Raw genomic sequence first — 19753 nt, 5'->3', positions numbered from 1 at the left:
TCTCCCGCGTCCTCCGGGGAGAAGGGAAGATGGAGATGAAGATGACGCCGGCGGTGGCGCCGGCGCGGGAACCGCCCTAGCCTCGCGCGATGCAGCCGCGCCTCGACATCCGCGTCATGTCCGCCGCCGATCTGGCGCGGGCGCTCGACTGGGCCGCCGCCGAGGGCTGGAATCCAGGGCTCGGTGACGCCGCCCTGTTCCAGCTCGCCGATCCCGCGGGCTTCATCGTCGGCGTTCTCGACGGCGTCCCCGTCGGCTGCGTCTCGGTGGTGCGCTACGGCGATGAGGTCGGCTTCCTCGGCTTCTACATCACGATCCCGGCGGCGCGGGGCCAGGGCCACGGGATCGCGCTGTGGAACGCCGGCATGGCCCGCCTCGCCGGCCGCAACGTCGGCCTCGACGGCGTGCCGGCGCAGCAGGACAACTACCGCAAATCGGGATTCCGGCTGGCGTGGCGCAACATCCGCTTCGATACGGCGGCGCCGGCGGCGGCGGCTTCCGCGCCCCGCGATGTGACGATCATCGACGCCCGCGAGGTGCCGTTCGACCGCCTCGCGGCCTACGACCGGCGCTTCTTCGCGGCGCCCCGCGACGGTTTCCTCGCGGCGTGGCTGTCCGCGCCCGGCCATGCCGCCGTCGCCGCGCTGCGCGATGGGGACATCGTGGCGCTGGGCGCGATCCGGCCGTGCCGGACCGGCTTCAAGATCGGGCCGCTGTTCGCCGACGATCCCGATCTGGCGGCGGCCATCGTCGCGACGTTGCGCGCGCGCGTGGGCGCCGGGGCCGTCGCGCTGGACGTGCCCGAGCCGAACCGGCGCGCCGTGGCGCTGGCGGAATCGCTGGGCATGGCGCCGTCCTTCGAGACCGCGCGGATGTACACCGGCGCCACGCCCGCGATCGACCTCGACGGGCTCTACGGCGTCACCAGCTTCGAACTGGGCTGATCGCCGCGCCGTGACCGCGCCGCGCGGCCCGCGCTAGTATCGCCGGACGGACGGACACGCCGACACACGGGAGGGATCCATGGATTTCGGAATCGCGCTGCCGACGTCGGCCGATTCGTGGACGCTGGCGAAGCGGGCCGAGGAGCTCGGCTTCACCCACGCGTGGTTCTACGACACGCAGATGCTGAGCGCCGACTGCTTCGTCGCCATGGGCGCGGCGGCGGTCAACACGCGCCGCATCCGGCTGGGCACCGGCGTGCTGGTGCCGTCGAACCGCATCGCGCCGGTCGCCGCCAACGCGCTGGCGTCGCTCAACAAGCTGGCGCCGGGACGGATCGACTTCGGCGTCGGCACCGGCTTCACGGCGCGCCGCGCGATGGGCTTCGGCGCGATGAAGATGAAGGCGATGGAGACCTACATCGCGCAGGTCTACGGGCTGCTGCGCGGCGACATCGTCGATTTCGAGATGGAGGGCGAGCGCCGCAGGATCCGCTTCCTCAATCCGGAGCTCGACCTGTTCAACACGCGCGATCCCATCCCGCTGCACCTCTCGGCGTTCGGGCCGCGCACGCGGGCGCTGACGGCGCGGCTGGCGGCGGGCTGGATCGATTTCGTCGGCAACGTCGAGACCGGCATCCGCGAGGTCGAGGCGATGCGGGCGGCGTGGCTCGCGGCCGGCCATCCGGAGAGCGACCTGTCGGCGACGGCCTTCGCGCTGGGCTGCGTGCTGGAGGAGGGCGAACCCGCCGATTCCGAGCGCGCGATGCTCCAGGCCGGGCCGCGCGCCGCCGTCATGCTGCACCGCGCCGCCGACGAGGCGATCTCCGGCCTGGCGCCGGGCACCGCCATGCCGACCAAGGCGCGCGAGGAGATCGACGGCTACGTCGCGCTGGCGCGGACCTTCGAGCCGGCCGACGCGCCCTGGCTGCGCAACCACCGCGGTCATCTGATGTTCGTGAAGCCGGAGGAGCGGCCGTTCGTCACCGCCGACCTGATCCGCGCCACCTCGTTCACCGCGACGGAGGCTGAGATCAAGCGGCGCATCGACGCGCTGCGCGGCGCCGGCTACACCCAGTTCACGATCCAGCTCGTGCCCGGCCAGGAGGAGGCGCTGGCCGACTGGGCCCGCATCCGCAAGGCGTTCGTGTAGCGGCGGCCGGGCGATCGACACGCGCCCATCGTCCCGGACGCCCCTCCGTCATTCCGGACACCCTCTCCGTCATCCCGGAGCCCCTCCGTCATTCCGAGCGCGGCGAGGAATCCTTCCGCCGCCGAAGGATTCCTCGCCGCGCTCGGAATGACGAAAGCGACAAGAGCGCGCGAACGCGCGCCGCGCGACGGCGCCCGCGTCGCGTTCTCAATCCGCCAGCCGCACCGCCTCGAGCGCCGGCTTGCCGAGGATCATGTCGGCGGCCTTCTCGGCGATCATCAACACCGACGCGTTGAGGTTGGCCGACGGCATGGTCGGCATGATCGAGGCGTCGACCACGCGCAAGCCCGCGAGGCCACGCACGCGGAGCTGGTCGTCGACGACGCCGCTCGGATCGGCGTCGGGCGCCATGCGGCAGGTGCCCATCAGATGGAACGTGGTGGTGCCGCGCTGCTTGGCGGCCTCCATCAGCCCGGCGTCGGACTGGACGTCCTTGCCGGGGAACACCTCGTGGTCGTAGTACGGCGCCAGCGCGTCGGACGCGAGCAGGCGGCGCGCCAGCTTCATGCCGGCCAGCAGCACGCGGCGGTCGCTCTCCTCGGCGAGGTAGTTCGGCTGGATGACGGGGTGGTCGAACGGATCGGCGGATTTCGCGCGGATGTAGCCGACGCTGTCGGGCCGCTGCTGCCACGAGGCGATCGTCATGCCCGGCAGGTCGTCGAGCTTCGACTGCACGCCCTCCTTGTAGCTGGCGGGCGTGAAGGTGAGCTGCAGGTCGTAGTTGTCGACCCGCTCGTCGGATTTCCAGAACACGTAGACCAGGGTCGGGTTGAGCGCGAGGATGCCCTTGCGCGCGACCGCGTACTTCAGCACCTCGCCCACCAGGCTCAGCCCGTGCGAGCGCTCGTTGATGCTGCGCGCGTTCTTGACGCGCGCCACGAAGCGCGGCGCGTAGTGGTCGCGCAGGTTCTCGCCGACGCCGGCCAGCGCGTGCCTGACGTCGATGCCGAGCGACTGGAGCAGCGGCGCCGGGCCGATGCCGGACACCTGCAGCAGCTGCGGCGAGTTCACCGTGCCGCCGCACAGGATCACCTCCTTGCGCGCGCGCACCTCGACCTCGGGGCCGCCGCGGCCGCCCTTGCGGTAGCGCACGCCCGTCGCGCGCTTGCCGTCGAGAACGATCCCCGTGGCGTGCGCGCGCGTGCGGACCTCGAGGTTGGGCCGCCGCATCGCCGGCTTCAGGAAGCCGCGCGCGGCGCTGACGCGGCGGCCGTTCCTGACGATGCGCTGCACGTAGCTGACGCCGGCCTGGGTGGCGCCGTTGTAGTCGGTGTTGCGCGGGATGCCCTGCTGGACCGCGCCCTCGATGAACGCCTCGCACAGCGGGTCGCGCCAGTCGAGATCGGTGATCGGCAGCTGCCCGTCGCGGCCTCGGAAGGTGTCGTCGGCGGCGCCGACGCGGCCCTCGCTGCGCCGGAAGTACGGCAGCACGTCGGCGTAGCCCCAGCCGCGGTTGCCGCGCTGCGCCCAGCCGTCGAAATCCATGCGCTGGCCGCGGTTGTAGATGTGGCCGTTGATCGAGCTGGAGCCGCCCAGCGTCTTGCCGCGCGGCGCCGCGATTCGGCGGCCGCCGGTCCATTCGCTGGGCTCCGAGGTGTAGAGCCAGTTCACGCTGGGATTGACCAGCGTGTACATGAACCCGGCCGGGATGTGGATCATCGGGTTCCAGTCGGACGGACCGGCCTCCAGCACGCAGACCGTGACGCCGGAATCCTCGCTCAGCCGGGCCGCGAGCACGCTGCCGGCCGAGCCGGCGCCGACGACCACGTAGTCGAAACTGTCCATTCCGCCGCATCCTCCCGATGATGCCGGCTTAGCGCGCCCGGTGGCCCGCCGGCAATCCGGATCGTCGCCGGCCGCATTGCCGGCCGCCGGTCGCCGGGTCTAGGCTCGCGAGAACGCCGGCGCCGCGCGCGGGGCCGGTGGCGGAGGACGCCATGAACCAGCCGGCCCGGAAGATCGACGTCGACTACGGCTCCGAGGAGGCGGCGATGCGCGCCTACCTGCGCGAGGGCGAGGACCGCGCCCGCGCGCTGGGCAACCGCGGGCCCGTCCGCTTCACCGACGACGGGAAGCTGCATCCCGACATCCTCGCGGCCTACTGGCGCTGCGGCTTCTACATCTTCGAGGGCGTGCTGAAGCGCGACGAGCTGGCCGACATCGAGGCCGACCTGCGCGACATCCTGGACCGCCTGCCGGTCGAGCGCGGCGCCGCCGTCGACGCCAAGGGCCGGCCGGCGCTGGCCGCCGACTGCCAGGCGCCGACGCTGCAGTGGTCGAAGCCGCTGGGCGATCCGTTCGGCGGCACCAAGCTGGCGATGGGCCGCCATCCGGTGAAGATGTTCGAGCCGAAGGCCGCCGCCGACGCGCCCAAGGAGATCGTCTACCTGATCCTGGGCTCGCTGCAGTTCTCCGAGGCGGCCCTGCGCGTCTACGGGCACCCCCACATGCTGGCGGTCGCCGCCGCCGTGAACGGCGAGGATTTCGTGCCGTTCAACGAGGCGCTGTTCATCAAGGAGCCGGGCCGCGGCGCGTCGGTGGCGTGGCACCAGGACGGCGTGACCCACTGGGACAAGCCTGACTGGGACCAGGGCTCGCACGGCTTCAATTTCATGGCCCAGCTCTACGGCTGCACGCCCGCCAACGGCGTCTGGGTGGTGCCGGGCTCGCACAAGACCGGCCGGGCCGACATCAAGGCGATGGTGGCGGCGGCCGGCACCGAGCGGCTGCCCGACGCCGTGCCGATCGTCTGCGCGCCCGGCGACATCGCCATAACCAACCGCCAGTCCGTGCACGGCTCGTTCGCCAACACCAGCCCGGACTGGCGCGTGACGGTGAATTTCGGCTTCCACCGCCGGCGTTCCGTGCTCGGCGTCACCGGCGCCGGCATCCACAACGCGGCCGCGACCTATGACGAGGCGCGCATCAGCGAGCGCGCGCGCCTGATCGGCTACGGCATCGACGCGCGCCGCCAACGCTTCCCCGACGAGACGCCCTACGTCTACAAGCCGCACGCCGACGCCGGCGAGGTCCATCGCTGGGACGCCGCCGCCAAAGCCGGGATCAGGGACTACAACCTGCTCGACCTGAGCATCTGAGGGCGGCTGGCCAGTGCGTCGCCGTTGGTTGAAGTAACGCGCCATCCGGCAAATGTCATTGGCGGTAGCCGACGCTACGGCCTCCCAATCGATAGATGGTCAAGATCCAAGCGATCGCTATCTACGTAGTCGCGCGCGGTCATATCCTCAAGGCGAACGGCAATTGCGCTTTCAACACGAAAACGCCCGGATTGACCTATTAACTCAACCCACTTGTCGATGACGCCCGACCAATCCACTATGTCAGGAGTTGAGGCCTCGTCTTTGACAAACCACACCGTCAACTGAACGATCGGGTCGTCCCAAGAAGGCGCTGCCCGAACACGAATCTCCGACAGTGCGCGCATATAGGCCCCTTCGGAGCTTGCCTTGTTGTGCTTGGCACGAAATCGCGATGCTAAGGGCGCTAAGGCAGCATTGAAATCATCAGGAAATGCGAATCGCGCGCGCTGCCGCGATAGCGCTTGAGCGATGCTACGTGACTCCGCATCTGTCGCCCATCCCGGCGTTCGCTTCCAGGTGGCTACTACGCTCTTCTCGACGGTCATAGTGCGGTCTAGGTCGGCAATAAGCCGTTCCGCAGCCGTAGCAGGGATGTATACGAAAGCCGGCCGGCGAACGCGGCGCACCTCATCGAGAAACTCTGGTGACACGCGTATCAGCGGCGCAACTTCGACATAGTGACGATCATTGCTCGCTCGCACGATATCGCAAGTCTGGCTGAGAATGACGAATCCTTCAATTGCGGAATCTTCGACAAGCATATGACCGTCCGGAAAATCGTCATCGCTATTCCTCTGTGCCACGGCTTGCTTCGATGCATACGCAAGGGGATGCACGATATTCGCCCAATGGACGAAGCCGATATTCGGTGACAACGTCACGTCACCTTGGCGCCACACCTGAAGTGCGCGATCTACGTCAGTCTCATCTGCCTCCACAGATTCAGCCATTACCTCAACTCTTTGTCGGAACGCGGGTCACGCGCGCTGGACGCGCATTTGCAGCAAGCGCGGGACGCGCCTGATCAATGTCGAGGGATTCGGATAGGCTCGGCAAGCGACGTGACAACAGCGCCTCGCGCGAAAGAGGCGTTCGCGGCGTATTGGCAAAAGAAACCAAACTTGGGCCGACTCGTTCAATTGCGCTTGATATTGCATCGCTCCTCATTAAGTCTACGATCGACACGCCCGCGTACGTATCGTCAAGTAGTAGAGTGCGCGTTTGAGCTGAGTCACTCCGATTTACGTTTTTCACAACTCTAAGGACCTGCCGGACACGCCTTTCATTCGAAGCAGATAGGATCTTGCCGCTGGCCCAGTGATGTAGGCTTCGTCGCGTAACGCCGAAGATCGAAGCGATCTCTTCCCAAGTCAGGCCAGAGATGCGCCGAATTTCAAGTACTGCTTCAGATGTTGACTGGGGCTCAGATGGGGCCACTTTACCCTGCGGCTCGGCTGCGGTCGCCTCATTTGGATAGTGAGATGGGTACGAATTTCCGGTTGCGTCGGCAAAGAGGGACGCCCCGACGAAAATTGCAGCGTTGAGCGCGCTGACTCGTATCATTGCGCCGAAGCCTGACGTCGACGTCCCATTGCCGATGGATGGTGCCAACATACTCACGGCTTGCCTCCATAGAAGCGGAGAAATTCCGTAGTGACCATCCACCGAAACACGGTGTAGATGCGCTCCGCAAACGCCGTCGCCGTTTTCGAAATACCGTCGCCATCGAAGCTTTGCTTAGACCGCGTTGACATGTCGAGATCTAAAAGCCAACTTGGCTCATCGATCGGCTCAATTGCATTTGGATCGATCGTCGCCTTGGGTGGAAGGCGCCCCCATCGCGCTTGGATTACACCTTCCTCAGCATCCAGTATCGTCTCCGTGAGGATATGCCTTGCCGCTCCACCGATCCGTCCTTGTGCAATCCCCAAAACTTCGGCGCGTATGAGATCGCTAGCCCGCAACATGGCGTCTCCAGTCAGGCGATCAATATATCGCAGTCCAAACCGTCGAACCTCTTGTGGCTTGAATACCGCTTCAACACCGTCAACGATTTCACGAAGACGTTGGAGGAAATTGTCACGACTCTCGTAGGCGGTAGTTTCTAAGGCGACGAAATCGACACCCAAGCTAACTCTCCAGGTGACCTGCTCCTCTTGGTCTGAGAATCGCCACAGGATCGCTTCCTTGATCTGCGGCGGAACGGCGGGACCAAGCGCCACCTCCACCTGATGAACGCGGTCTTCTTTAAGGAATGGATATTTCCCGCGGACAATCTCTTGGAATGTAGCAACGCGATCAGCAAGGCGGATCGCCAAGATGGGCTCGAAACGCACCTGCGCGATGACGCGCACGAGCGGCGCGCGAGGCAAGTGCACTTCGGTTGGCGACGGCCCGGTCAGCGGTGCGAGCGCTTCTGTCATTTTTTCCCCGAGCTCTCTAGCAATACTTGTGAAGTACAGTGTGAAGTGGGCTATTTCAAGCCATCCTATTTTTGCATTTACTATGCAAATTATATGAACGCTCAATCCACGCCGCTGCCATGTTATTTGACCTCGTCTGCGCGAGATCTGCAAACTCCGATGTTGTCGTTAGAGTCCAAGCAGCACACGAGCGAGTGATCTCGCCCTTGTTCGTCGTGGTAAATCAAACGATCTACAAACTGATCTCAGCGCTGGACGGCCATGGCAAACGACACGGGCATTCCTTTCGCGGCGACGCGGCCGGCCGCGGCCGCCGTCGTGCCGTCATTCCCGTTCGACAACAGCTACGCCCGGCTGCCGGCGCGCTTCCACGCCCGGCTGGCCCCGACGCCGGTCGCGGCGCCGGCGCTGATCCGCGTCAACCGGCCTCTGGCGCTGGAGCTGGGGGTCGATCCCGACGCGCTGGCGACGCCGGCGGGCGTCGAGATTCTGGCCGGCAACCGGATCGCCGACGGCTCGGAACCGCTGGCCCAGGCCTACGCCGGCCATCAGTTCGGCAATTTCACGCCGCAGCTCGGCGACGGACGCGCCATCCTGCTGGGCGAGGTGGTCGACCGCGCCGGCGCCCGGCGCGACATCCAGCTCAAAGGCTCCGGCCCGACGCCGTTCTCGCGCCGCGGCGACGGACGCGCCGCGCTGGGCCCGGTGCTGCGCGAATACATCGTCAGCGAGGCCATGGCGGCGCTGGGCGTGCCGACCACGCGCACCTTGGCCGCCGTGACCACCGGCGAGCCGGTCTACCGCGAGACGGCGCTGCCCGGCGCGGTGTTGACGCGGGTGGCGTCCAGCCACCTCCGCGTCGGCACGTTCCAGTTCTTCGCCGCGCGCCGCGACGGCGAGGCCGTGAGATGGCTGGCCGACCACGCCATCACCCGCCACTACCCCGACGTCGCGGCGTTGGCGAACCCGTACCCGGCGTTCTACGAACGCGTCGTGGCGCGTCAGGCGGCGCTGGTCGCGAAGTGGATGTCGATCGGCTTCATCCACGGCGTGATGAACACCGACAACACGACGATCAGCGGCGAGACGATCGACTACGGGCCGTGCGCCTTCATGGATGCCTACGATCCCGCCACCGTGTTCAGCTCGATCGACGAGGGCGGCCGCTACGCCTACGCCAACCAGCCCGGCATCGCGGCCTGGAACATGGCGCGGCTGGCGGAGACCCTGTTGCCGCTGTTCGACGACGACACCGAGGCGGCGCTGGCGCGTGCCAACGAGTCGCTGAAGACGTTCGGTCCGTTGTATTCGACGGCGTTGGTCGCGGCCCTGCGCGCCAAGCTGGGACTGACGACGGCCGAGGACGGCGACGCCGCGCTGACGCAGGCGCTGTTCGACGCGATGGCCGCCAACCAGGCCGACTTCACCTTGACCTTCCGCCGCCTGTGCGACGCCGCCGCCGACCCGGCGGCCGACGCCGGCCTGCGCGACCTGTTCACGGACCCCGCCGCCTTCGACGCCTGGGCGGTGGATTGGCGGACGCGGCTGGCGCGCGAGCCCACGGACGGCGCCGCGCGCCGCGACGCGATGCGCGCGGTCAACCCCGCCTATATCCCGCGCAACCATCGTGTCGAGGCGGCGCTGTCCGCCGCCGAGCGCGGCGATCTGGCGCCGTTCGACACGCTGATGGAGGTGCTGGCGCGGCCCTTCGAGGAGCGGCCGGAATTCGCCGCCTACACCGAGCCGCCCTTGCCCGATGAACGCGTGCTCCGAACCTTCTGCGGCACCTGACGGCCGTCCGCCGCGATGAACCCGATTGACTAGGCGCTCGATCGGCCATACCTGATATGCAAAGGTCCGCACCCTCGCGGGTGACAAGGACCGCCAAGACAGGCTGGCGCGACAGGGAGCAGCGCCCATGGGTGACGACGCGGATCGCGCGCCGATCCTCGAACTCGACGACGTGAGCCTGCGGTTCGGCGGCGTGCGCGCCATGTCCGACGTGAGCTGCGCCGTGCGCGAGGGCGAGCTGTTCTCGATCATCGGGCCGAACGGCGCCGGCAAGACCTCGACGCTGAACTGCATCTCCGGCCGCTACCAGCCGACCTCCGGGCGCATCCTGCACAAGGGCCGCGACATCACGCGCATGAGCCCGAACAAGCGCGCCGACCTCGGCATCGGGCGCACCTTCCAGAACCTCGCGCTGTTCAACGGCATGTCGGTGCTCGACAACATCACGGTCGGCCGCCACCACCTGATGAAGGCCGGCTTCCTGCGCGGCATGGCCTACTGGATCGGCGGCGCGCGCCAGGAGGAGGCCGAGCACCGCGCCGCCGTCGAGGAGATCATCGACTTCCTCGACATCCAGGCGATCCGCAACGAGGCCGCCGGCACCCTGGCCTACGGCCTGCGCAAGCGGGTCGAGCTGGCGCGCGCCGTGGCGCTGAAGCCCGAGCTGCTGCTGCTCGACGAGCCGATGGCCGGCATGAACCTCGAGGAGAAGGAGGACATGGCCCGCTTCATCGTCGACCTCAACGAGGAGTGGGGCATCACGGTCGTGATGATCGAGCACGACATGGGCGTGGTCATGGATCTCTCGCACCGCGTGATGGTGCTCGATTTCGGCCGCAAGATCGCCGAGGGCGATCCCGACCAGATCAAGGCCAGCGACGAGGTCCGGCGCGCCTATCTCGGCGAGGACCACGGCGCCGCGGTGGCGGAGGCGGCCGCGTGATCCCGGCCCGGTTCGCCCACGTCGAGACCCACGACACGCTGCCGAGGCTGCTGCGCCACAACGCGCGGACGCACGGCGCCGACACGGCGCTGCGCGAGAAGGACCTCGGCCTGTGGAAGTCGTACACCTGGGCCGATTTCCACGACCGCGCCAAGCTCTGGGCGCTGGCCCTGCGCGGGCTCGGCGTCGGCAAGGACGACGTCGTCGCCATCGTGGGCGACTCGCGGCCGGACTGGATCGCCGCCGCGGTCGGCGCGCACGCGGTGCGCGCGCTGACCATGGGTCTCTACCAGGAGGCGCTGGAATCGGAGATCGGCTACCTCGTGGACTTCGCCGCCGCCAAGGTCGTGGTCGCGGAGAACGAGGAGCAGGTCGACAAGATCCTGCGCGCCGCCTCCGACGCGCCGTCGGTGCGCTGGATCGTCTATTGCGACGCCCGCGGCATGCGCAAGTACGACGATCCGCGGCTGGTGGCGCGCGACTCGCTGCTGGAGAGGGCGCGCGCGACGGCCGCCGCCGAGCCCGGGCTGTGGGACTCGCTGGTCGACGCGACATCGGGCGAGGACCAGGCGATCCTGTGCTCGACCTCGGGCACCACGTCGCACCCGAAGCTCGTGAGCATCGCGTCGGGCCGCTTCATCCGCCACGTCGCCATCTACTGCGACCTGTTCGGGCTGGGGCCCGACGACGAGTACGTCTCGCTGCTGCCGATGGCGTGGATCGGCGAGCAGTTCCAGGGCCTCTACCAGCCGCTGGTCTGCCGCCACAAGGTCAACTTCGTCGAGAATCCCGACACGGTGATGGCCGATCTGCGCGAGATCGCGCCGACCTTCATGTTCCTGGCGCCGCGCGTGTGGGAGCAGATCGCCGCCGACGTGCGGGCGCGCATCATCGACGCCTCGCCGTTCAAGCGCCGCATGTTCCAGTGGGGCCTCGACATGGCGCTGAAGGGCGTCGAGGGCGGCCGCGTCAGCGCGCTGGCGCAGGGCGTCGTGCTCAGAGCGCTGCGCGACCGGCTCGGTTTCACCCGCCTGCGCTTCGCCAGCACCGGCGGCGCGGCGATGGGGCCCGACACCTTCAAGTTCTTCATGGCCATGGGCCTGCCGATGCTGCAGCTCTACGGCCAGACCGAGCTGGCCGGCATCTACTGCACGCAGCGGCCCGGCGGCCAGGTCGACTTCGACGCCGTCGGCACCGGGCTCGGCGAGGAGTACAAGATCCGGATCGACAACCCCGACCCCAACGGCGTCGGCGAGATCGTCAGCGCGCACCCCTACATGTTCTCGGGCTACTACCGGAACGAGGAGGCGACGCGCGCCGACCTGCGCGACGGCTGGATGCACACCGGCGACGCCGGCTACTTCAAGCCGTCGGGACAGCTCGTGGTCATCGACCGCATGCGCGACCTCGCGACCACAGCCGGCGGCGAGCGCTTCTCGCCTCAGTTCATCGAGAACAAGCTGAAATTCTCGCCCTACATCAGCGAGGCCGTGATCCTCGGCGACCGCCGCGAGCATCCCGCCGCCATCGTCTGCATCCGCTTCGCCATCGTGTCGAAGTGGGCCGAGCAGAACCGGATGTCGTTCACGACCTACTCGGACCTCGCCGGCCGGCCGGAGGTCTACGGCCTGATCGCCGGCGAGATCGAGCGCGTCAACGCCTCGCTGCCGCCGGCCCAGAGGCTGCGCAAGTTCGTGCTGCTCTACAAGGAGCTCGACGCCGACGACGGCGAGCTGACGCGCACCCGCAAGGTGCGCCGCGGCGTCATCGCGGAGAAGTACGCCGACATCATCGAGGCGATCTACTCCGGCGCGGCCGACGTCCGCATCGACACCGAGATCACCTTCCAGGACGGCTCGCGCCAGCGCGTGCGCACCACCCTGCCCGTCGCCTCGCCCGGCGACGCGGCGGCGGCGCGGTCGGCCTGAGCGCGACGGGAGCCGCCATGACCGCCCTGCCAGCCGACGGCCGCCGATGAACACCCAGCTCCTGGTGCAGCTCGTCGTCAACGGCCTGATCGTCGGCGCGCTCTACGGCGTCGTCGCGATGTGCTTCGTGCTGATCTACAAGGCCAGCCAGGTCGTGAACTTCGCGCAGGGCGAGTTCGTGCTGATCGGCGCCTGGGTGTGCTGGTGGCTGGTGGCCGAGTTCAAGCTGCCGTTCTGGGCCGGCTTCCCCGTCTGCCTCGTCTTCATGGCGCTGCTCGGCGTGGCGGTTCAGGTGATCGTGCTGCGGCCGCTGATCGGCGAGCCGGTGATCTCGATCGTGATGGTGACGATCTGGCTGTCGATCTTCTTCCAGGCGCTGCTGCGGTGGGTGTTCGGCGTCTTCACCCAGCCGTTCCCGCCGGTGTTCGACACCAGCACGGTGAAGGTGCTCGGCCTCAACGTCGAGACGGCCTACCTGATGAGCCTCGGCATATCGGTCGTCATCATGGTCGGCTTCGCCTACTTCTTCAAATTCTCGAAGATGGGCCTGGCGATGCGCGCGACGGCGTTCGACCAGCAGGTCGCGCAGAGCATGGGCGTGTCGGTCAAGCGCGTTTTCGCGCTGTCGTGGGCGATCTCGGCGGTGGTCTCGGCGCTGGCCGGCGTGGTGGTCGGGCTGGTGTCGGGCGTGTCGGCGTCGGTCGCGACGGTCGGCGTCAAGGTGTTCCCGGCGGTGATCGTCGGCGGCCTCGAATCGATCGTCGGCGCCGTGCTCGGCGGCCTGATCATCGGTCTGCTGGAGGGGCTGGCGCAGTTCCTCGACGCCGAGTACCTCGGCTTCGGCAACCTGATCACCGTCGCGCCGTTCTACGCCATGCTGATCATCCTGCTGATCAAGCCCTACGGGCTGTTCGGCACCAAGAACATCGAGCGGGTGTGAGATGGCCGGCTCGATGCGCCCCGCGGGCGACTTCCGCACCACCTACCAGGCCGACCGCACGATCTTCCCGACCCGCGGCTCGGCGATCGCCTGCGCCGTGGCGCTGCTGGCGCTGTGCGTCCTGCCGATGCAGTTCGGCGGCAAGTCGCTGGTCTCCTCGTACTGGCTCGCGCTGGTCATCCAGATCGCCTACTACGGCATCGCCGCGCTGGGCCTGAACATCCTCGTCGGATTCACCGGGCAGATCTCGCTCGGCCACTCCGCGTTCTTCGGCTTCGGCGCCTTCATGTCGGCCTACCTCTCGGGCCGCCACGGCGTGCCGGTGGCGTTGAGCATCCCGCTGGCCGGGCTGGCGACGGCGCTGCTCGGGGTGGTCGTCGGCCTGCCGGCGGGCCGTCTGAAGGGGCTCTACCTCGCGATCGCGACGCTGGCGTCGCAGTTCGTCCTGCAGGATTTCTTCAGCCGCGCGGCGTGGTTCACCGGCGGCGCCTCGGGCGCCAACGCCCCGCCGTTCTCGCTGTTCGGCCTCACGCTGTCGGGCGACCGCAGCTACTACTACGTGGTGCTGTTCTACCTCGTGGCGATGTACGTGTTCGCGGCCAACCTGATGCGCACGCGCGACGGCCGCGCCATGGTGGCGCTGCGCGACCACTACCTGTCCGCCGAGATCATGGGGATCAACCTCACGTACTACCGCATCCTGGCGTTCGGCATCTCGTCGTTCTACGCCGGGATCGGCGGCGCGCTGATGGCGCACTACACCAGCTTCGTGTCGGCCGAGGCGTTCGACCTGCTGCTGTCGATCAACTTCCTGGCGATGGTCATCATCGGCGGCCTCGGCTCGGTGATGGGCAGCCTGATGGGCACCGTCTTCATCCTGTTCCTGCCCGAGTTCATGCAGGGCGTCGTCCGGATCGTGCAGGGCCTGGGGATCGGCCAGAGCGCCGGCTTCAACGAGGGCCTCGCCTACCTGAAGGAGATGGCGATCGGGCTCGCCATCGTGCTGTTCCTGATATTCGAGCCCGAGGGCCTCGCCGCCCGCTGGCGCAAGATCAAGGCGTACTGGAAGCTCTACCCGTTCTCGTACTGAAGCGTACCAACCAAAGCAGGAGGAATGCCATGACGTTCAAACGCGCGATCCTGACGTCCGTCGCCGCCGGCGCGCTGCTGGCCGGACCGGCGCTCGCCCAGCAGAAGATCAAGGTCGGCAATCTCGTCGACTACACCGGCGCCACGTCGAGCGTCGGCAAGATCTCCGGTCCCGGCAAGGTCGACGCCTTCGCCTGGATCAACGCCAACGGCGGCATCAACGGCAAGATGATCGACGTCGAGACCGTCGACTACGGCTACCAGACGCAGCGCTCGATCCAGCTCTACAAGAAGTGGAAGGACGAGGGCGCCGTCGCGATCCAGGGCTACGGCACCAACGACACCGAGGCGATGGTGGGCTTCATCGCCCAGGACAAGATCCCCTACTTCTCGCTCTCGCTGTCGGGGCACCTCACCGATCCGGCCGGCGTGAGCGCCAAGGCGAAGGAGGGCAAGATCAAGCCCGCGCCCTACAACTTCTTCGGCGCCGCGTCGTACTCCGACGGCGCCCGCGCGCTGCTGATCTGGGCGGCCGAGGACTGGAAGCGCAAGGGCGGCGCCGGCAAGCCGAAATACATCCATCTCGGCGACAACCACCCCTATCCGCTGGCGCCCAAGGAAGCCGGCGAGTCGCTGGCCAAGGAGCTGGGCTTCGACGTCGTGCCGTCGATCCAGTACGCGCTGGCGGGCGGCGACTTCAAGGCGCAGTGCCTGGCGCTGCAGTCGTCGGGCGCCAACTACGCCTTCATGGCCAACACGACGGGCGCCAACATCGCGCTGCTGCGCTCCTGCGCCACCGTCGGCGTCAACGTGCAGTTCATGGCCAACATCTGGGGCATGGACGAGCCCGGCCTCAAGGCCTCGGGCAAGGCGGCGGACGGCATCGTCTGGGTCGTCGGACAGGAGGCGTGGGGCGCCAACGTGCCGGGCATGGCGACGTTCCGCGCCATCTCGAACATGTCCGATCCGACCGGCAAGGCCCACCGCGCCCTGCCCTACGTCCGCGGCGCCTGCCAGGTCCTCTACCTCGCCGAGGCGATGCGCATCGCCGACAAGGCGGGGAAGCTGAACGGCGAGGGCATCAAGGCCGCGCTCGAGGGCATGAAGGACTTCGTGCCGGCGAAGACGGAGGGCATGTGCCCGCCCGTGACCTGGACGGCGACCGACCACCGCAGCGTCGACACCGTCGGGCTGATGCGCGGCCGCGTCACCGGCGACACCGACCAGGGCGAGTACACCGACCTGCTCGCCAAGGGCGTGATCAAGATGGAGAAGGTCGCGGACATCAAGGTGCCGCGCAAGCCGGAGTGGCTGGGCTACTAGCCCTCCACCGCACGACGGAGGGGGCGCGGCCGCCGCGCCCCCTCCGGCCTCCCGCCGGAGCCGCCGCCCCATGACCGAAGCGACCACCACGACTCCCACGGCCGCGGCCGGCGACCGCGCGGCGGCGGCCGTGGACGCGCCGGCGCTGCTCGAGGTCGAGAACATCGAGGTCGTCTACGACGACGTCGTGCTGGTGCTGCGCGGCGTCAGCCTGCGCGTGCCCAGGGGCGGCATCGTCACGCTGCTCGGCCCCAACGGCGCCGGCAAGTCGACGACGCTGAAGTCGATCTCGGGCCTGCTCAAGTCGGAGCGCGGCGAGGTGGTGTCGGGCGACATCCGCTTCGACGGCGCCAGCATCGCCCACCGCGACCCCGAGCGGATCGTGCGCGGCGGCGTCTTCCAGGTGATGGAGGGCCGCCGCATCATCAGCGACATGACCGTGATCGAGAACCTCCGCGTCGGCGCCCACACCCGGAGCGACAACGAGGTCGGCGACGACATCGACCGCGTCTACTCGTATTTCCCGCGGCTGAAGGAGCGCACCGGGCTGGCCGGCTACCTCTCCGGCGGCGAGCAGCAGATGCTGGCGATCGGGCGCGCGCTGATGGCGCGGCCGCGCATGATGCTGCTGGACGAGCCCAGCATGGGGCTGGCGCCGCTGCTGGTGCGCGAGGTGTTCGAGATCATCGAGCGGCTCAACCGCGACCTCGGCATCACCATGCTGCTGGTCGAGCAGAACGCCAACATGGCGCTCAAGGTGGCCGACTACGGCTACATCATGGAGTCCGGCAAGATCGTGCTCGACGGGCCGCGCGCGTCGCTCGCCGAGAACGAGGACGTCAAGGAGTTCTACCTCGGCGGCGGCGGCGAGGCGCGCAAGAGCTTCAAGAACCTCAAATCGTTCCGCCGGCGCAAGCGCTGGCTGTGACCATGCCGCGGTGTATGATCCCGCCGCGCGCCGGGGGCCCGGGCTCCTAGCGCGCCAACGGGGGAACGCATGGCGCGCGGGAGCGTCGACGGATGGGCGTGACGTCGCGCGTGCCCGCGCTGGCGCCGTTCGGCGTGCGCAGCTTCCGCTTCCAGTGGCCGGCCGATCTCGCGACGTCGTGGGCGTTCGAGATGGAGACGCTGATCCTCGGCTGGTACATGCTGGTCGAGACCGGCTCGGTCGTCGTGCTCGCGGTGTTCGGCTCGCTGCAGTTCCTGGGCACCCTGGCGGCGCCGATGTTCGGCGTCGCCGGCGACCGCATCGGCCACCGCAACCTGCTGTGCCTGATGCGCGCGGCCTATCTGGCGCTCGCCGCCACGCTGGCGGTCCTGTTCATCAGCGGCGCCGCCACGCCGGTCACGGTGTTCGTGGTCGCGCTGCTGGCCGGCACGGTGCGGCCGTCGGACCTGCTGATGCGCAACGTGCTGGTCGGCGAGACCATGCCGCCCGACCTGCTGATGCGCGCCATGGGCGTCTCGCGCACGACGATGGACTCCGCCCGCGTCGCCGGCGCGCTGGCCGGCGCCGGCCTGGTCGCGACCATGGGCATGGGCCCGGCCTACATCGCGATCTGCGCCTTCTACGCGCTCAGCCTGGCGCTGACCCTCGGCGTCGCCGGCGGCGCGGCGCGCGCGCCGGCCGCCGCGCCGCGCGTCTCGCCGCTGCGCGACCTGCGCGACGGCCTCGCCTACATCTGGGCGACGCCGCCGCTGCGGGCGGCGATGTACCTCGCCTTCCTCGTCAACCTGACGGCGTTCCCGCTGACCGGCGCGCTGCTCGCGCACGTCGCCAAGGACGTCTACCACCTCGACCAGACCGGGCTGGGCTGGCTGGTGGCCAGCTTCGCCACCGGCGCCCTGCTCGGCTCGGTCGCGCTCAGCGTGCGCGGCGCCACGATCCGGCCGGCGCGGGTCATGCTGGTGTCGACCGCGCTGTGGTTCGCCGCGACCATCGCCTTCGCGCACGCCGGCGGGCCGCTGGCGGGCTGCGCCACCCTGCTGGCGGCCGGCCTCGTGCAGAGCCTCAGCATGGTGCCGATGGCCGTCATGCTGCTGCGCGTCGTGCCGCCGGCGATGCGCGGGCGCGTCATGGGCGTGCGCATGCTCGCGGTCTACGGCTATCCGCTGGGCCTGCTGGCGGCCGGACCGCTGATCCAGCGCTTCGGCTTCTCCGCCACCGCGACCGCCTACTGCGCCATCGGTCTCGCCTTCACCCTGGTCATCGCGCTGCGCTGGCGCCACGCGCTGTGGCGCGTCGACGCCACAGCCAACGGCCGCTGACGGCCAGCGCGGCGGCCGCGGACGGCCACCGCGGCGGCCGCATCGCAGCCATACCCCGCGCCGCGCGGTCTGGCCCTCGCCGCGGCGGCGCTCTAACCTCGCGCCGGATCGGTGCGCGCCCTCGCGCGCGGAATGGACGGTGGAGCGACATGTCGGGTTCGGGGAACGGCGCGGCCAAGGGCGGCGCCTACGACGCGGTGGTGATCGGCGCGGGATTCGCGGGCCTCTACATGCTTTACCGGCTGCGCCGCGCCGGCTTCACGGCGCGCGTCTACGAGGCCGGCGACGGGGTCGGCGGCACCTGGTACTGGAACCGCTATCCCGGCGCGCGCTGCGACGTCGAGAGCATGCAGTACTCCTACCAGTTCTCGCCCGAGCTGCAGCAGGAATGGGACTGGAGCGAGCGCTACGCCACCCAACCCGAGATCATGCGCTACGCCAACCACGTGGCCGACCGCTTCGACCTGCGCCGCGACATCCAGTTCGAGACCCGCGTGACGGCGGCGGCGTTCGACGACGCGACCGGCAAGTGGACGGTGGAGACCGACACCGGCGACCGCGTGACGGCGACCTACGTGATCGCGGCGACGGGATGCCTGTCCTCGGCCAACAAGCCGAATTTCGACGGCCTCGAGGATTTCAAGGGCGCGCAGTACCACACCGGCCACTGGCCGCACGAGGACGTCGATTTCACCGGCAAGCGCGTGGCGGTGATCGGCACCGGCTCGTCGGCGATCCAGTCCATCCCGCTGATCGCCGCGCAAGCGAAGCATCTCCACGTCTTCCAGCGCACGCCCAACTACACCGTGCCGGCGCACAACGCGCCGCTCGATCCGGCGTTCAAGGCGCGGGTCAAAGCCGACTACGCCGGCATGCGGGCCCGCGCCCGGCAGATGCCGGCGGGCATCGACCTCGAGTTCAACCCCGCCTCGGCGCTGGACGCCGATCCCGAGGAGCGGCGGCGGCGCTACGAGGCCAAATGGGCCTATGGCGGCATCCCGTTCATGGCATCGTTCGGCGACCTCCTGCTCAACGCCGACTCGAACGCCACGGCCGCGGAGTTCGTGCGCGGCAAGATCCGCGAGATCGTCCGCGATCCGAAGACCGCCGAGCTGCTGTCGCCGACCAACGTGATCGGCTGCAAGCGGCTGTGCGTCGACACCGGCTACTACGCCACGTTCAACCGTCCCAACGTCACGCTGGTCGACGTCAGCGGCGCGCCGATCGAGGGCTTCACCGCCAAGGGGCCGAAGGTCGCCGGCGTCGAGTACGAGGTCGACGCCGTGGTGTTCGCGACCGGCTTCGACGCCATGACGGGCTCGCTGCTGCGCATCGACTTCAAGGGCGTCGGCGGACTTTCCCTGCGCGACAAATGGGCCGCGGGTCCCCGCTCCTATCTGGGATTGTCGGTCGCCGGGTTCCCGAACCTGTTCACGGTCACCGGTCCGGGCAGCCCGTCGGTGTTCACCAACATGCTCCCGTCGATCGAGCAGCACGTCGACTGGATCGCCGACTGCGTCGAGCACATGCGCGCGCGAGGGCTGAAACGCATCGAGTCCGAACCGGCGGCCGAGGACGAGTGGGTGGCGCACAACCTCGAGGTGGCGGGCAACACGCTGCGTTCGTCCTGCAGCTCGTGGTATCTCGGCGCCAACGTGCCCGGCAAGCCGCGCGTGTTCATGCCGTATATCGGCGGCTTCCCCGCCTACGTGCAGAAGTGCGAGGCCGTGGTGCGGAACGGCTACGAGGGCTTCGCGCTCGCCTGAGCGGACGCGCGCCGCCGATCCCCCGGA

The 19753-nt window shown here is 68.7% G+C and carries 15 protein-coding genes; 12 read left to right on the top strand and 3 right to left on the bottom strand.

Going from position 1 to position 19753, the window contains the following annotated elements:
• Nucleotides 1-89: 89 nt before the first annotated feature.
• Nucleotides 90-944: a GNAT family N-acetyltransferase gene (locus IPK81_14495; protein QQS10835.1), complete on the top strand. Its 855-nt coding sequence runs from the start codon at nucleotides 90-92 to the stop codon at nucleotides 942-944.
• A gap of 79 nt (nucleotides 945-1023) precedes the next feature.
• Complete coding sequence (locus IPK81_14490) at nucleotides 1024-2094, top strand: LLM class flavin-dependent oxidoreductase (protein ID QQS10834.1); 1071 nt, start codon at nucleotides 1024-1026, stop codon at nucleotides 2092-2094.
• A 207-nt stretch (nucleotides 2095-2301) separates the two neighbouring features.
• Here the strand turns inward: IPK81_14490 and IPK81_14485 are convergent, their stop codons facing one another.
• Nucleotides 2302-3939: a GMC family oxidoreductase N-terminal domain-containing protein gene (locus IPK81_14485; protein ID QQS10833.1), complete on the bottom strand. Its 1638-nt coding sequence runs from the start codon at nucleotides 3937-3939 to the stop codon at nucleotides 2302-2304.
• 152 nt (nucleotides 3940-4091) lie between these two features.
• Here IPK81_14485 and IPK81_14480 point away from each other — a divergent pair, with 152 nt between their 5' ends.
• A complete protein-coding gene (locus IPK81_14480) occupies nucleotides 4092-5252 on the top strand; it encodes a phytanoyl-CoA dioxygenase family protein (GenBank protein QQS10832.1) in 1161 nt (386 codons plus the stop codon).
• A gap of 74 nt (nucleotides 5253-5326) precedes the next feature.
• Here the strand turns inward: IPK81_14480 and IPK81_14475 are convergent, their stop codons facing one another.
• A complete protein-coding gene (locus IPK81_14475) occupies nucleotides 5327-6205 on the bottom strand; it encodes a hypothetical protein (GenBank protein QQS10831.1) in 879 nt (292 codons plus the stop codon).
• Nucleotides 6206-6871: 666 nt separating this feature from the next.
• Entirely contained in the window at nucleotides 6872-7678 is an 807-nt protein-coding gene (locus IPK81_14470) for a TIGR04255 family protein (GenBank protein QQS10830.1), read from the bottom strand.
• 261 nt (nucleotides 7679-7939) lie between these two features.
• Here IPK81_14470 and IPK81_14465 point away from each other — a divergent pair, with 261 nt between their 5' ends.
• The 9 genes from IPK81_14465 to IPK81_14425 all read left to right on the top strand — a co-directional run bounded on the left by IPK81_14465 (nucleotide 7940) and on the right by IPK81_14425 (nucleotide 19726).
• Nucleotides 7940-9469 carry a YdiU family protein gene (locus tag IPK81_14465; protein QQS10829.1) on the top strand — a complete coding sequence of 510 codons (1530 nt, stop codon included), beginning with the start codon at nucleotides 7940-7942 and terminating at the stop codon, nucleotides 9467-9469.
• A 127-nt stretch (nucleotides 9470-9596) separates the two neighbouring features.
• On the top strand, nucleotides 9597-10412 hold the full coding sequence (locus tag IPK81_14460) for an ABC transporter ATP-binding protein (GenBank protein QQS10828.1): 816 nt from the start codon (nucleotides 9597-9599) through the stop codon (nucleotides 10410-10412).
• Nucleotides 10412-12340, top strand: coding sequence for an AMP-binding protein (locus IPK81_14455; GenBank protein ID QQS15120.1), 1929 nt, complete (start codon nucleotides 10412-10414; stop codon nucleotides 12338-12340). Before IPK81_14460 ends, IPK81_14455 begins: the two co-directional genes overlap by 1 nt.
• 46 nt (nucleotides 12341-12386) lie before the next feature.
• Nucleotides 12387-13280 carry a branched-chain amino acid ABC transporter permease gene (locus IPK81_14450; GenBank protein QQS10827.1) on the top strand — a complete coding sequence of 298 codons (894 nt, stop codon included), beginning with the start codon at nucleotides 12387-12389 and terminating at the stop codon, nucleotides 13278-13280.
• Nucleotide 13281: 1 nt separating this feature from the next.
• Nucleotides 13282-14370: a branched-chain amino acid ABC transporter permease gene (locus IPK81_14445; protein QQS10826.1), complete on the top strand. Its 1089-nt coding sequence runs from the start codon at nucleotides 13282-13284 to the stop codon at nucleotides 14368-14370.
• 29 nt (nucleotides 14371-14399) lie between these two features.
• A complete protein-coding gene (locus IPK81_14440) occupies nucleotides 14400-15692 on the top strand; it encodes an ABC transporter substrate-binding protein (GenBank protein ID QQS10825.1) in 1293 nt (430 codons plus the stop codon).
• A gap of 70 nt (nucleotides 15693-15762) precedes the next feature.
• On the top strand, nucleotides 15763-16620 hold the full coding sequence (locus tag IPK81_14435; GenBank protein ID QQS10824.1) for an ABC transporter ATP-binding protein: 858 nt from the start codon (nucleotides 15763-15765) through the stop codon (nucleotides 16618-16620).
• Nucleotides 16621-16712: 92 nt separating this feature from the next.
• Nucleotides 16713-17960: an MFS transporter gene (locus tag IPK81_14430; protein ID QQS10823.1), complete on the top strand. Its 1248-nt coding sequence runs from the start codon at nucleotides 16713-16715 to the stop codon at nucleotides 17958-17960.
• Nucleotides 17961-18109: 149 nt separating this feature from the next.
• Nucleotides 18110-19726, top strand: coding sequence for an NAD(P)/FAD-dependent oxidoreductase (locus IPK81_14425; GenBank protein QQS10822.1), 1617 nt, complete (start codon nucleotides 18110-18112; stop codon nucleotides 19724-19726).
• Nucleotides 19727-19753 lie beyond the last annotated feature (27 nt).

The sequence above is a fragment of the Rhodospirillales bacterium genome, assembly GCA_016699855.1.
Taxonomy (GTDB): domain Bacteria; phylum Pseudomonadota; class Alphaproteobacteria; order Reyranellales; family Reyranellaceae.
This window is presented reverse-complemented; position numbering and strand designations above follow the sequence as displayed.

Coding starts and splice junctions, on each gene's coding strand:
- IPK81_14495 (QQS10835.1), top strand. CDS start 90: ATGCAGCCGCGCCTCGACATCCGCGTCATGTCCGCCGCCGATCTGGCG.
- IPK81_14490 (QQS10834.1), top strand. CDS start 1,024: ATGGATTTCGGAATCGCGCTGCCGACGTCGGCCGATTCGTGGACGCTG.
- IPK81_14485 (QQS10833.1), bottom strand. CDS start 3,939: ATGGACAGTTTCGACTACGTGGTCGTCGGCGCCGGCTCGGCCGGCAGC.
- IPK81_14480 (QQS10832.1), top strand. CDS start 4,092: ATGAACCAGCCGGCCCGGAAGATCGACGTCGACTACGGCTCCGAGGAG.
- IPK81_14475 (QQS10831.1), bottom strand. CDS start 6,205: ATGGCTGAATCTGTGGAGGCAGATGAGACTGACGTAGATCGCGCACTT.
- IPK81_14470 (QQS10830.1), bottom strand. CDS start 7,678: ATGACAGAAGCGCTCGCACCGCTGACCGGGCCGTCGCCAACCGAAGTG.
- IPK81_14465 (QQS10829.1), top strand. CDS start 7,940: ATGGCAAACGACACGGGCATTCCTTTCGCGGCGACGCGGCCGGCCGCG.
- IPK81_14460 (QQS10828.1), top strand. CDS start 9,597: ATGGGTGACGACGCGGATCGCGCGCCGATCCTCGAACTCGACGACGTG.
- IPK81_14450 (QQS10827.1), top strand. CDS start 12,387: ATGAACACCCAGCTCCTGGTGCAGCTCGTCGTCAACGGCCTGATCGTC.
- IPK81_14445 (QQS10826.1), top strand. CDS start 13,282: ATGGCCGGCTCGATGCGCCCCGCGGGCGACTTCCGCACCACCTACCAG.
- IPK81_14440 (QQS10825.1), top strand. CDS start 14,400: ATGACGTTCAAACGCGCGATCCTGACGTCCGTCGCCGCCGGCGCGCTG.
- IPK81_14435 (QQS10824.1), top strand. CDS start 15,763: ATGACCGAAGCGACCACCACGACTCCCACGGCCGCGGCCGGCGACCGC.
- IPK81_14430 (QQS10823.1), top strand. CDS start 16,713: ATGGGCGTGACGTCGCGCGTGCCCGCGCTGGCGCCGTTCGGCGTGCGC.
- IPK81_14425 (QQS10822.1), top strand. CDS start 18,110: ATGTCGGGTTCGGGGAACGGCGCGGCCAAGGGCGGCGCCTACGACGCG.